The organism is Nonomuraea sp. NPDC001684 (assembly GCF_053596515.1).
This window is the reverse complement of record NZ_JBSFGJ010000044.1, coordinates 26,365-39,650: the sequence shown is the minus strand read 5'-3', so window position 1 is coordinate 39,650 and position 13,286 is coordinate 26,365. Positions and strand designations below refer to the sequence as shown.

Here is a 13,286-nt window from a genome sequence, read left to right as displayed (position 1 = left end):
CTGTCGGTCGGCGCCTCCACCGCCCAGGGCACCTACCCGATCACCATCACGGGCACCGGCTCCACCACGCACACCGCGACGTACACCCTGACGGTGGGCGGCGGCGGCCCCGGCGGCCAGGACCCGCCTGACGTCAGCGTCGCCAACGTCAAGACGCACCTGGCGCAGCTCCAGAGCATCGCCACCGCGAACGGCAGCAACCGCAGGTCCACCGGCCAGGGCTACCTGCAGTCGGTCTCCTACGTCGAGCAGAAGCTCCAGGCGGCCGGGTACACCGTGACCCGTCAGACCTGCAGCGTCTCCTACTGCACCAGCGGCGCCGGCCCCAACCTGATCGCCGACTGGCCCGGCGGCGACGCCAACCAGGTCATCATGTCCGGCGCCCACCTGGACAGCGTGTCCGCGGGGCCGGGCATCAACGACAACGGCTCCGGCTCGGCCACCCTCCTGGAGGTCGCGCTGACCCTGGCCCAGAAGAACCCCACGCTCACCAAGCACGTGCGGTTCGGCTGGTGGACCGACGAGGAGCAGGGCCTGAACGGCTCCGAGGCCTACGTCGCCTCGCTCAGCTCGACCGACCGGTCGAAGATCAAGGTCTACTACAACTACGACATGGTCGGCTCGCCCAACGGCGGCTACTTCATCAACAACATCACCACCACCGGCGCGTCCTACCTGAAGGAGTTCTACGACAAGCTGAACCTCCAGCCTGAGGAGAACACCGAGGGCGCCAACCGGTCCGACGACGCCTCCTTCCGCAACGCCGGCATCGCCAGCTCGGGCGTGGCGGCGGGCGCGAGCGCCACCAAGACGTCGGCGCAGGCGACCAAGTGGGGCGGCACGGCCAACCGGGCCTACGACTCCTGCTACCACTCCTCCTGCGACACCACCTCCAACATCAACGACACCGTCCTCGACCGGGCGGCGGACGCCGCGGCGTACGCCATCTGGAAGCAGGCGGTCGGCGGCACCACCCAGCCGCGTGACTTCTCGCTCTCCGCCAACCCCGGTTCGGGCACGGTGCAGGCCGGCTCCACCGCCACGACGACGATCGGCTCGACCACCACGAACGGGACCGCCCAGACGGTGAACCTGTCCGCGAGCGGCCTGCCGACCGGCGCCACGGCCTCGTTCAACCCGGCCAGCATCACGTCGGGCGGCTCGTCCAGCCTGTCGATCGCGACCTCGCCCACCACCCCGGCGGGCAGCTACACGATCACCGTGACCGGCACCGGCGAGACGGCGACGCACACCACGTCGTACGCGCTGACCGTCCAGGGCACCTCGGGTGGCCGGACGTTCACCAACGACACCGACTACCAGATCAGGGACTACTCCAACACCCAGAGCTCGATCACGTCCACCGCGACGGGCACCGCGGCCTCCCCGGTCAAGGTGTCCATCACGATCAGCCACACCTGCGCCGAGGACCTCGACATCTGGCTCCGCGGCCCGAGCGGCACCTGGTACGTGGTCGACGCCTACGGCGGCACCACCTGCACGCAGTACGGCACCAGGACCTTCTCGATCCCGGTCAGCCAGCAGGCCGCCGGCACCTGGACGCTCGACATCGAGGACGTCTACGCCGGTGACACCGGCTTCCTGGACTCCTGGAGCATCACGGTCTAACCGTCGGAATCAGGGTTGAGGAGCCCCGGCCGGTCATCCGGCCGGGGCTCCTTCACGTCGTTGCGGGTGCGCACGCCGAGCTTCTGCAGCACCCGCGCGACGTGCGTGTCCACCGTCCGCCGGGACAGGAACAGCACCTCGGCGATCTCCCTGTTCGTCCGGCCCAGCGCGACCAGCCTGGCCACCTCGGCCTCCCGCGGCGACAACACCCCGCTGCGGCCCTTCCTGCCCCGGCGCGGCGCGCTGCCCGGCCCGATCTCGCGCAGCAGGTGGCGGCAGCGGGCGGCGTCGTGGGTCGCGCCCAGGCCGGCGTACCGCTCGCAGGCGTCCGCGATCAGGTCGGCGGCCCGTGCCCGGTCGCCGGTCGCCAGCCGGGCCGCCGCCTCGGACTCGGCCGTCCTGGCCACGGTGTAGGGCCTCGGCATCGCCTCGTACGCGGCCCGCGCCCTGGCGAAGCACCTGGCCGCCTCCTCGTACGCGCCCCGGTCCAGGGCCAGCGCGCCGGCCGCCGCGTCGAGGCCGGCGTGCGCGGAGGGCGCGTCGCGGCCCTCGATGCCCGCCGCGAACTCGGCCACCAGCTCCTCGGCCTCCTCCGCCCGTCCGGCCCTCAGCAGCGCCGTCACGGCCGGGGGCACGAGCTGGTCGCCCCACACCCACATGCCCTTGCGCCGCAGTCTGGCCACCGCCCGCTCGGCCTCGGCCAGCGCCTCGTGCGGGCAGTCGCGGGTCAGGTGCAGCTCGATCAGGCCGCCCGAGGCCACGGCGGCGACCGGCAGGAACCCCGACTCCACGTCATTGACCCCCGCCGCCACCAGGTGTTCGGCGGCCTCCTCCCACTCGCCCCTGGCCAGGGCCAGCATGCCCAGCACGAGCCGGGCGTCCACGGCCAGCAGCGGCGCCTCGGCCGTCATCTCGACCGCCGCGACGGCCCGTTCCCGCAGGCCCTCCCAGCGGCCGGTGAGCAGGGCGAGCCGGATCGAGGACATCTCCACCAGGAACACCGGGTACTGCGCGCCGGTCTCCTCGGAGATGCGCCTGCTCTGGTCGGCGAAGCGCTCGGCCGCCGCGTAGTGGCCGAGCGCGATGGCCGCGTCGAACAGGTTGGCGTAGCCGCGCGCCACCTGCCTGCGCACCGCCGCCGACGGGTCGTTCGCGGGCAGGGCCGCGGCCAGGTCGAAGGCGTCCGGCGAGCCCAGCATCATGGCCAGGCTGATCTTGTTGGCGTGCACGGCGGCGGTCAGCTCCGGATCCTGGTCCTCGACCGTGGCCAGCAGCTTCTCCGCCCGGTTCATCCACTCCTCGTGGACGGCCAGCGGCTCGTCGCCCCAGGCGGGCATCGCCAGCAGCGCCAGCCCGCGCGCGGCCAGGCTCGGCCGGTCGTGCAGGTCGGGCAGGGCGAGCAGGATCTCCTGACGGCCGGCGGCGACCACGCCCGCCTGGTTGGACAGCAGCACGCCCAGGTTGAGCCGGGCCTCGCCGCGTACGTGCCGGGACAGGAAGTCCTCGGCCAGCAGGTGGCGCAGCGAGCGCACCACCCGCCGGTAGGACAGCCCGATCGCGGCCACCCGGCTGAGCCGCAGCGCGAGCGGGCCGCGCGCGTCGTGCGGCAGTTTCGGGTCGGCCAGCATGCCGGCCAGCACCTCGACGGCGAGCGGGATGTCGCCGATGGCGGCGGCGTGGTCGGCCGCCGCGGGGCCGTGCCGCTGCCAGGACTCGAAGTCGCCCGCGCGCCTGGCGTGGTAGGCGAGCTGGACGAGCGGCGGCGGTTCGAGGGCGGACAGCGCGGTCACCGCCCGCTGGTGGGTGAGCCGCCGGTCGGGGCCGGGGATCGCGTCGTAGACGGCCTGCTGGGCGAGGGCGTGGCGGAAGCCGTACTGGCCGTCGTGCTGTTCGAGCAGCACGCCCGCCTTGAGCGCCTGGCTCAGCCCGTCGCCGAGGGGGTGGCCGGAGACGGCGGCGATGAGCTGCTCGTCGGCGGGCAGCCCGAGCACGGCGGCGGCGTGCACGGCGTGCAGCGCGGCCGGTGAGAGCCCGGTGAGCTGCTCGGTCATCGCCTCGCGCAGCAGCAGTGGCACCGCCATGCGCTCCAGGACCTCCGGCTCCTCCTCGCCGCCGAGTAACTGGCCCTCGTCGTCGAGCAAGGAGCGCACCACCTCCTCGATCACGAACGGCACCCCCGCCGTGCGGTCGCGCAGTTTCGTGACGAAGTCGGAGGTCAGCGTGGAACGGCCGAGCAGCGCCCCGGTCAGGCGGCGCACCCCCTCGACGTCGAGCGGCGTCAGCGAGATCACCTCGCTGCGCACCCCCGGCGGACGCCGGTACGCCCGCCCGAACGGCAGCCCCGGCACCGGCAGTCCCTCCCGGCGGAACGTCACCACCAGCGCGAGCCCCGCCGGCGGCTGGTCGGTGAGGAAGCGCAGCAGGTCACGGGTGCCGTCGTCGGCCCAGTGCAGGTCCTCGATCACCAGCACCGCCGGGGCCGCGGCGGCCAGCAGCGCGTGCACCGCGCGGAACAGGCGGTGGCGCTCGGCGCGCGGGTCGTCCAGCGGGGGCGGCGACGGCACCGGCGGCAGGTGCCCGGCCAGCTCCGGCAGGTAGCCGCGCAGGGCGCCGGTGACCGGGTTGAGCGTGCCCGTCTCCGGCAGCGCGCATCCGACGTGCCGCAGCGCGTCGAACACCGGGCCGTACGGGAACGGCTCGCGGATCTGGTGGCAATGGCCGATCAGGACGGTGCGTTCGCCGTCGGGCAACAGGTCGAGCGCGGCCCTGACCAGCCGGGTCTTCCCGATGCCCGCCTCGCCCTGCACGAGGATGACGGCCGGAGGGCCGGTGATGGCGTCGACGAGTGAGCGTAACTGGGCGTCACGCCCGATCAACCCAGGAGAAGCCAGGCTTGTCATCGGGGTCTCCGTAACAGTGCAGGTTTACTCCCCCTGTCGGAATACTGTTATCCATCACGGGTCAGCGCGGGTCAACCCTCTGTTTTCCGGTCAAATGCCGTGCCCTTGGTGGCGCCGGTGATCCCGGCGCCCTCGGCCGCCCCGTCCCGCGCGGGCGTCGCCTCAGGAGGCGACGGGGGTCCTGCCGTCCCCCGCCGGGGCGGGTTCGGCCAGGTCCACGCTGTCGCGGAGCTTGGCCGGCTTGAGGAACAGGGTGGCGATCACGCCGATCACGGCGATGCCCGCCGAGATCAGGAAGATGTGGCCGGTGGCGTCGCCGTACGCGGCCCTGACGATGCCCTTGAACGGCTCCGGCAGCGCCGCGATGTTGAGCGTGCTCTTGCCGCCCGCGGCCGCCTTGGCCGGGTCGATGCCCACCTTGGCCAGCCCTTCGGCGATGCCGGTCGCGACCTGGTTGGCCAGCACCGCGCCGAGCACCGACACACCCACCGTGCCGCCCAGCGAGCGGAAGAACGTCACGGCCCCGCTGGCCGCGCCCAGCTCGCGCAGCGGCACGGTGTTCTGGATCGCGAGGACCAGGTTCTGCATCGACATGCCGACGCCCGCGCCGACCAGCACCATCGCGCCGGCGATGAGCACGAGCGAGGTCTGGTGGTCCATCGTGGACAGCACCAGGAACCCGGCGGTCAGCACGACCGCCCCGGTGACGATGTACGGCTTGACGTTCCCGCTCCTCGACACCATGCGCCCGGAGATCGCCGAGGACAGCAGCACGCCGAGCATCATCGGGATCGTCAGCAGCCCCGCCTCGGTCGGGCTGTAGCCGCGGCCGATCTGGAAGTACTGGCCGAGGAAGACCGAGCCGCCGAACATCGCCATGCCCACCGCGAGGCTCGCCAGGATGGCCAGCGCCGGGGTACGGCGGCGGATGACGTGCAGCGGCACGACCGGCTCCTTGACCACGGTCTCCACCCAGGTCGCCACCGCCAGGACGGCGACGCCGCCGAGCACCATCGCGGCGGTCTGCCAGGACAGCCAGTCGAAGGAGTTGCCGACGAAGGTCACCCAGATGAGCAGCACGCTCACGCCGACCGCGATCAGCGTGGCGCCGACGTAGTCCACCTTGACGCCCTCGCGGCGCACGTGGGTCACCCGCAGGGTCTTCTGCAGCAGGAAGAAGGCGACCACGGTGAACGGCGCGGCCACGAAGAAGCACCAGCGCCAGCCGAGCCAGGAGGTGTCCGCGATCAGGCCGCCGAGCAGCGGCCCGGCCACGGTCGCGACGGCCATGACGCCGCCGAGGTAGCCGTTGTACTTGCCCCGGTCCTTGGGGCTGATCATCGCCGCGATGATCACCTGGACCAGGACCTGCAGCGCGCCCATGCCGAGGCCCTGGAGGGCGCGGAAGGCGATGAGCTGGGCGGTGTCCTGGGCGAAGCCGCAGGCCACCGAGCTGACCATGAAGATCACGATAGAGATCTGCAACAGCAGCTTCTTGCTGAACAGGTCGGCCAGCTTGCCCCAGATCGGGGTGGAGGCCGTGGACGCCAGCAACGAGGCGGTGATCACCCAGGTGTACTGCGACTGCGTGCCGTTCAGCGCGCCGATGATCTGCGGCAGCGCGACCGACACGATCGTGCCGCTGATCATCGCCACGAACAGGACGAGCAGCAGCCCGCTCAGGGCCTCCATGATCTGCCGATGGCTCATCTGACCCGGCGGCGCGGCCGGGACGGTCGGTGCGCTCATGCGCGGCCTCCTCCTACGTAAAACAATGCCCAATGGGAAAGTTTGCCCGCTGAGCATATATTCCCGGACGGTAGGCTTGGCGCATCATGGACAGCACCGGCGGGCTGCGCGAACGCAAGAAGGCCGAGACGCGGCAGGCCGTGCACGAGGCGGCCATGCGGCTGGTCGGGGAGCACGGCCTCGACGCCGTCACGGTCGAGACCATCGCCGACGCCGCGAACATCTCGCGCCGCACGTTCTCCAACTACTTCGCCGGCAAGGAGGACGCCGTCCTCTACGGCGAGGAGCAGCGCATCCGCGACCTGGTCGAGAAGGTGGGCGCCCAGCCGGCCGGCCGGACCGCCTGGCAGGCGCTCTGCGGGGCGATCGACGACGTGTTCGAGGAGGTGGGCGAGCCGGCGCGGGAGTGGGCCGTGCGCGCCCGTCTGGCCAAGCGGCACCCGTCGCTGCTGGCCCGGCAGCTCGCCAACCACGCGGCGCTGGAGCGCGACCTGGCCCAGGCGATCTCCGGGCGGGAGAGCCCGGTGCGTCCGCAGGTGATGGCGGCCGGGTTCCTCACGGCGTTGCGGCTCGGGTCGCATCTGTGGGTCGAGGAGCGTCAGTCGCGCTCGCTGCGGGAGGTCATGGCCGAGATGCTCGACGAGATGTCCCGCCCGTTCAGCTGACCGCCCGCGTCCCGATGCGGGAACGCGGGCGGGAGTGGGAGCAGGGAACGGGTGGCGGCGTCAGGAGCAGGTGGTGTTCACGGGGGTGGCGGGGTCAGGAACAGGCGGGGTCAGGAACAGGCGGGGTCAGGAACAGGCGGGGTCAGGAGCAGGTGGTGTTCGCAGGGGTGGCGGCCGTGCCGTTGGCGGTGAAGCCGATCGCCACCGACGCCCCCGGCGCCAGGTTCCGCGCCCAGTCGGGCCCCTTGGCGGTCCACGTGGTGCCCGAGACCGTCACCACCGCGTTCCAGGCGTTGTTCAGCGTGACGCCCGAGGGCAGCGTCCAGGTCGCGGTCCAGGCGTTGATCGGGGACGTCCCGGTGTTCTTCACCGTCACCTCGCCCTGGAAGCCGCCCTGCCAGGCGTTGGTCTGCTTGTAGCCGACCGTGCACTGCCCCGGCGGGTTCGCCGTCGGCGACGTCGTGGGGTCGCCCCCGCCCCCGGCCGGCGGGATCAGGTACGGCTGCAGGATGTCCTGCTTGGCCTGGTTGATCGTGGTCCAGTCGTCATTGGCGATGCCGCCGGTGTCGCCCGAGTTCGGGTTCCACGACCAGTACGTGAACGACATGCCGTTCACCCCGGTGCCGGTGTACTTCATGAGCTCCTGGAGCCAGACCTTGTCGACGTTCGAGGCCAGCGTGGTGCCGAACTCGCCCATCATGATCGGCGCGATGTTCTGCCTGTACAGGTAGCCCCAGTACTTGTCCCAGATGGCGGGCATGTTGGCGGGGTAGTCGGGGGCGTCGAACCAGGTCTGGTGGTAGACCGAGGTGGCGTACTCGTGCGGTGAGTAGACCAGGCGGTTCGCGACGTTGAGCCGTACCGGGTACTGGCCGGCCTTCGACAGGTTGCCGCCCCACCAGCCGCAGTCCTCGTCATTGCCGGGATCGTTGTCCCAGACGTTCGACAGGCCGCCGCTCGGGCAGCTCACGCCCTCGACGAAGATCAACCAGTTGGGGTTCACGCCCAGGACCGCGTTGCCCGCCCGTTCGGCCGCCAGGCGCCAGTCGCGGGCCTGGTCGCCGCAGCCCCAGCAGGCGCCGGTCGCGTTGGGGTTGGTGCCCTCGGCGTGCGGCTCGTTGTGCAGGTCGGCGCCGATGACCGTGGGGTTGTTCGCGTAGTGCTGGGCCAGGGTCTTCCAGTCGTTGATCCAGGTGCTCTCGGGGGTGGCGCCGACGTACCAGAGCGGGGACTGGCCGGCCGCGGTCGGGCGGTGGCGGTCGAGGATGATCCGCATGCCCTTGACGCCCGCGTAGTCCACGACCTTGTCGAGGATCTGCATGGGGGACAGGCCGACCAGGTCGGGGTTGACGTAGTCGTTGATCCCGGTGGCGGTGGCCCCGGGCTTGAGCGCGTCGTTGGAGTACGGCACCCGCAGCGTGTTGTAGCCCAGCGAGGCCATCTTGTCGATCTGGCTCTTCCAGGGGTTGCTCGACCACAGGCCGTGGAAGGTCTTGTTGTCGGTCTCCATGCCGAACCAGTTGATCCCGGTCAGCCGGACGGTCGCCCCGGTGCTGTCGAGGATCTTGTTGCCGCTGGTGTGCAGGTAGCCGGTCCCTGTTCCGGTCGCCGCGCCCGCCGGGGTGGTGGTCAGCGCGACGGCGACAGCCGCTCCGGCCACCACCGTGGCCAGGGCGGTCAGTGCCGCCTTCGAGGTCTGCATGGGGTGCCCTTTCCGCGAGGGGGAACGCGGCGTCATGCTCGGCCGCCGCGTTCGGGCACGTCAATGCGAGGACGCCGGTCAGCCCGTCTGACCTGCGGGAACGCCTGAAACTTTCATGCCGTGGTAGTGCCAGGTGGAGTACGGGTCCTCGCGGCCGCGCCAATGTGCCCGGACGCGTCCGTCACTTGGATGGCAGGCATGACGATCACGCGCATGACGATCCCCGGGCGCTGGGTGGAGGGCGCCGGGCTGGTGCTCGGACCGGCGCTGCTGCTCGCCGGAGTCCTCGTCCGCCTCGGCGCCGACGACTTCTTCCCCGGCCAGCTCGCCGCCTACGCCGCCGACCCGGGCCGCATGGCCCTGTCCTACAGCCTGTACGCCGCGGGCGCCGTGCTGCTGTGGCCGGCGGTGACCGCGCTCGGCCGGGCGATCGCCGTCACCCATCCGGCTCTGGCCAGGTGGGGCGTGACGCTGGCGGTGCTGGGGCTGTTCGGCAGGGTGTTCCACGCCGGGGTGAGCCATCTGGCGTTCCAGCTGGTGGACGCGCTCGGCCCGGAGGCGGCCGAGCGGGTCGTCGCCGGCACGTACGGGGCCTTCCACGTGTTCAAGGCGGTCAACGTCTGCATCATGGGCGGCTGGGTCGTGCTGGCCGTGGGCGCCTTCCGCGCCGGGGCCTTCGGGGCCGGGCCGGCCGGCGTGGTCAGGTGCGTCGCGCTGGCGCTGGCGGCCGGGCTGCCGCTCGGCGTGCTCAAGGGCAGCAGCGACCCGATCGCGCTGGCCGCGCTGGCCGGGCTCGTCGTCGCGCTGGCGCCCATGGGCGTCGCGGTGCTCCGGACGGGCCCCGCGCCCCGCTGGTGGGCGCTCGTGCTCACGGTCGCGCTGGTCCCGGCGGCGTTCCTCGTGGGGATGGCGGGCTGACTCCCCTATAGTTGACATCAACTAGCCGACGATGGATAGTTGATATCAACTAAAGGGGACTCCGATGGAGAAGCGCCGCAAGGTGGCCAACCCGCTCGCGCTGGCGGTGCTGGCGTTCCTGCTGGTCGAGCCCATGCACCCGTACGAGCTGGGCCGCCGTCTGCAGGAGACCGACAAGGACAAGAGCTTCAAGTACAACCGCGGCTCGCTCTACATGGTCGTCAAGCAGCTCGCCAAGGCGGGGTTCATCGTCGAGCGGGAGACCGTCCGCGACACCGAGCGGCCCGAGCGCACGCTCTACGAGCTCACCGGCGAGGGCCGCGCGGAGCTCTACGACTGGCTGCGCGAGCTGGTCTCGACGCCGCAGGAGGACTATCCGCACTTCGGCGTCGCGTTGTCGCTGATCAGCGTGCTCGACCCGGCCGAGGCCGTCGGGCTGCTGGAGCGGCGCGCGGCGGCGATGACCGCCCAGCGGGCCGAGCTCGCCCGGACCGCCGACGCCGCCCGCGCGGACGGCGTGGCCTGGGTGTTCCTCGTGGAGGACGACTACCGCCTCGCGGTGCTCGACGCGGAGCTGGCCTTCGTCGCCCGCCTCATCGAGTCCCTCAGCGCACCTGACTACGCCAGGACCTGGCACGAGATGTTCGGGAGTCGGCAATGACAGCAGTGAGCACGGCATTGGTGATCGGCGGGGGCATCGCCGGCCCCGTCACCGCGATGGCGCTGCGGCGCGCGGGGATCGAGGCGACCCTGTACGAGGCGTACGACCGGGGAGCGGAAGGCGTCGGCGGCACGCTCACGATCGCCCCGAACGGGCTAGCGGCGCTGCGGGCCGTCGGCGCGGAGGAGGCCGTCCGGGCGGTCGGCCAGCCGGTGGCGCACACGGTCGTCCGCGACGGCGCGGGCCGGCGCATGGGCGAGCTGGCCGGCCTGCCCGACCTGCCGCCCAGCCAGGCGATGTGGCGCTCGCAGCTCTACGGCGCGGTCCGCGACCGGGCCCTGGCCGCCGGCATCCGCACGGAGTACGGCCGGCGCCTGGTAGGCGTCGAGGAGCACCCCGGCGGCGTCACCGCGCGCTTCGCCGACGGCGGCAGCGCGAGCGCCGACATCCTGGTCGGGGCCGACGGCATCCGTTCCGTGGTCCGGTCCCTGATCGACCCGGCCGCCCCGGGGCCGCGCCACGTGCCCCTGCTGAACTTCGGCGGGCTGGCCGACGTCGCCGTGCCGGCCGGGGAGCAGGCGTCCTGCTTCGTGTTCGGGCGGCGGGCGTTCCTCGGCTACTGGGTGCAGCCCGACGGGCGCACGGCCTGGTTCTGCAACGTGCCGCACGCCGAGCCGACGACGTCCGCGCAGGCGCGCCGGGTGCCGCCCGGGGAGTGGCTGCGCCGCCTGGGCGAGCTCTTCGCGGGTGAGGAGCCGGGGGAGGAGCTGGTGCGGCACACGTCCCCCGAGAACCTGGTGGCGCTCGGCACGGTGGAGATCATGCCGAGCGTCCCGCACTGGCACCGCGGCAGGATGGTGCTGGTGGGCGACTCGGTGCACGCGCCCTCGCCCAGCTCGGGGCAGGGGGCGTCGCTGGCCGCCGAGAGCGCCGTCCAGCTCGCCCGCTGCCTGCGCGACCTGCCCGCCGTGCCCGCCGCGTTCGACGCCTACGTACGGCTGCGCCGCGACCGCGTCGAGCGGGTCGCCGCCCGCGCCTCCCGGACGAACAGCAGCAAGACCCTCGGGCCCTTCGCCGTCACGATGATGCGGCTGATGATGCCGCTGGCCACCCGGACGTTCCTGGCCCCCGAACGCGCCCTCGGCCCCGAGCAGCGCCACCACCTCGACTGGGACGAGCCGGTGACCGCCTAAGCGGTCAGCAGCTTGACGATCGCCACCACCCCGATGCAGACGACCGCACCGCGCAACACCGGCGCGGGCAGCCTGCGTCCCACCCGCGCCCCCAGGAACCCGCCGACCGTCGAGCCCAGCGCCACCAGCAGCACGGCCCACCAGTCGACGTCGGCCACCAGCGTGTACAGGACGGCGGCCGTGGCGTTGACCACGAGCGACAACACGTTCTTGGCGGCGTTGACGCGCTGCAGCTCCTCGTCGAGGAAGATGCCGAGCAGCCCGATGAGCAGCACGCCCTGCGCCGCGCCGAAGTAGCCGCCGTACGCCCCGGCGGCCAGCACGCCCAGCCACAACCAGGGCCCGCCGTGCGCCTGCCGCGGACGGCTGGCCAGCAGCCGGCTGATCCTGGGCTGGGCCAGGACCAGCACGCAGGACAACCCGATCAGCACCGTCACGACCGCCGTGAACGTGCGCTCCGGCAGGTTGAGCAGCAGCAGCCCGCCGATCAGCGAGCCCAGCGCGGACGCCGAGGCCAGCCGGAGCAGGCGGCCGCGCTGACCCTTGAGCTCGGCGCGGTAGCCGAGGACGCCGGTCACGCCGCCGGGCACCAGGCCGATGTTGTTCGAGACGTTGGCGGTGACCGGCGGCAGGCCGACGGCCAGCAGCGTCGGGAACGTGATCAGCGACCCGGAACCGACGACGGCGTTGATGCCTCCCGCTCCGACGCCCGCCGCGAAGACCGCGGCCATCTCCCAAGGTGTCATGGCGGGTGACTCTAGTGCGTGGCCCTGGTGCGCTCGCTGGTCAGGTGGGGGTCAGCGGGTGAGGGTGCCCGCCCGGACCAGCCAGTCGACCGCCTCCGCGACCGCCTCCAGCGAGGTGTGCCGGGGGCGGTGGCCGAGCAGCCGTCCGGCCTTCTCCATGCTGCAGTGGGGGCTGTGCGCGATGTGGTCGTAGGTGACGCGGGCGTGGTGCTCCGGCACGGTCTCCCGCCACTGCTCCCACGGCAGGTACGACAGCCGCGCCTCCCGGCCGGACCAGCCCGCCACCGCCTCGGCGTAGCCGCGCAGCGTCAGCGCGGTCACGGCCACCGAGTGGAAGCTCTCGCCCCTGGCGGCGGCCGGGTTGTTCATGGCGTCCACGAACAGCCGGGCGACGTCGTCGGCGTGGACGTGCTGCACGGTCTCCATGCCCAGGTTGGGCAGCCGCACCTCCGCACCGTCGGCCAGCGCCTGGAACACGGCCGGGTCGAGGTTGCCGGCCGGGTTGACCGGGATCCAGCCCGGGCCGGTGATGTGCCCGGGATGGACGATCGTGGCCGGGAACCCCTCCCGCGCGGCCAGGTCGAGCAGGTACGCCTCGATCGCGGCCTTCTGCCGGCCGTACTCGCCGATGGGGCGTTTCGGGCGGTCTTCTGTCGTCGGGACGCGGGTGCTCGGGCCGTGCACCCAGATCGTGCCGCAGTGCAGGAACTGCCGGACCCGGCCGGCCAGCGCCCCGGCCAGGTGGCGGGCGCTCGCCTCGGTGAAGCAGATGAGGTCGATGACCACGTCGGCCTCCAGCTCGGCGATCCGCCGCCCGAACGTGCCCGCGGCCTCCTCGGCCTCCCGGTCGGCGACCACGGTGGCGACCCGCTCCCACGCGCCGTGCGGCGTGTACGGCTCCCGCTTGCCCCGGCTCACCGCGACCACGTCGTGGCCCGCGTCCACCAGGCGCGGGACCAGATAGGTGCCGATGTGCCCACTCGCCCCGATCACCACTACGCGCATGCACCCACCCTAGACCGGCTCGAACCGGGCCCCCGATCGCCGGGCCCGGGGGCGATCAGGCGCGTCGCCCGATCGCCAGGTCCAGGCAGCGGATCAGGCAGGCCGCCCGATCGCCAGG

The 13,286-nt window shown here is 72.5% G+C and carries 10 protein-coding genes; 5 read left to right on the top strand and 5 right to left on the bottom strand.

Annotation, left to right across the window (positions count from 1 at the left end):
• On the top strand, positions 1–1,629 hold a 1,629-nt coding region (locus ACWCSD_RS12005; protein ID WP_449914318.1), incomplete at its 5' end, for a M28 family peptidase.
• Here ACWCSD_RS12005 and ACWCSD_RS12000 read toward each other — a convergent pair.
• Together ACWCSD_RS12000 and ACWCSD_RS11995 are read right to left on the bottom strand one after the other, a co-directional pair.
• Entirely contained in the window at positions 1,626–4,529 is a 2,904-nt protein-coding gene (locus tag ACWCSD_RS12000) for an ATP-binding protein (RefSeq protein WP_449914315.1), read from the bottom strand. The two genes, ACWCSD_RS12005 and ACWCSD_RS12000, sit on opposite strands and share 4 nt — an antisense overlap.
• A gap of 162 nt (positions 4,530–4,691) precedes the next feature.
• Positions 4,692–6,221, bottom strand: coding sequence for an MDR family MFS transporter (locus ACWCSD_RS11995; RefSeq protein WP_449914320.1), 1,530 nt, complete (start codon positions 6,219–6,221; stop codon positions 4,692–4,694).
• Positions 6,222–6,364: 143 nt separating this feature from the next.
• Between ACWCSD_RS11995 and ACWCSD_RS11990 the strand changes: the two genes are divergently transcribed.
• Positions 6,365–6,943: a TetR/AcrR family transcriptional regulator gene (locus ACWCSD_RS11990; RefSeq protein WP_387681751.1), complete on the top strand. Its 579-nt coding sequence runs from the start codon at positions 6,365–6,367 to the stop codon at positions 6,941–6,943.
• Positions 6,944–7,085: 142 nt separating this feature from the next.
• On the opposite strand, the gene ACWCSD_RS11985 is transcribed toward ACWCSD_RS11990, so the two are convergent.
• Complete coding sequence (locus ACWCSD_RS11985; protein WP_449914312.1) at positions 7,086–8,645, bottom strand: cellulase family glycosylhydrolase; 1,560 nt, start codon at positions 8,643–8,645, stop codon at positions 7,086–7,088.
• A 198-nt stretch (positions 8,646–8,843) separates the two neighbouring features.
• Here ACWCSD_RS11985 and ACWCSD_RS11980 point away from each other — a divergent pair, with 198 nt between their 5' ends.
• The 3 genes from ACWCSD_RS11980 (at position 8,844) to ACWCSD_RS11970 (ending at position 11,417) form a co-directional block, all read left to right on the top strand.
• A complete protein-coding gene (locus ACWCSD_RS11980; RefSeq protein ID WP_449914309.1) occupies positions 8,844–9,563 on the top strand; it encodes a hypothetical protein in 720 nt (239 codons plus the stop codon).
• Positions 9,564–9,627: 64 nt separating this feature from the next.
• Positions 9,628–10,224 carry a PadR family transcriptional regulator gene (locus tag ACWCSD_RS11975; protein WP_397155670.1) on the top strand — a complete coding sequence of 199 codons (597 nt, stop codon included), beginning with the start codon at positions 9,628–9,630 and terminating at the stop codon, positions 10,222–10,224.
• Positions 10,221–11,417 (top strand): FAD-dependent monooxygenase, encoded by a 1,197-nt coding sequence (locus ACWCSD_RS11970; RefSeq protein ID WP_449914305.1) that lies wholly within the window; start codon positions 10,221–10,223, stop codon positions 11,415–11,417. Before ACWCSD_RS11975 ends, ACWCSD_RS11970 begins: the two co-directional genes overlap by 4 nt.
• Here the strand turns inward: ACWCSD_RS11970 and ACWCSD_RS11965 are convergent.
• Complete coding sequence (locus ACWCSD_RS11965) at positions 11,414–12,163, bottom strand: sulfite exporter TauE/SafE family protein (protein WP_352360786.1); 750 nt, start codon at positions 12,161–12,163, stop codon at positions 11,414–11,416. The two genes, ACWCSD_RS11970 and ACWCSD_RS11965, sit on opposite strands and share 4 nt — an antisense overlap.
• A gap of 51 nt (positions 12,164–12,214) precedes the next feature.
• Positions 12,215–13,168: an NAD-dependent epimerase/dehydratase family protein gene (locus tag ACWCSD_RS11960; RefSeq protein ID WP_397155674.1), complete on the bottom strand. Its 954-nt coding sequence runs from the start codon at positions 13,166–13,168 to the stop codon at positions 12,215–12,217.
• Positions 13,169–13,286: the final 118 nt, after the last annotated feature.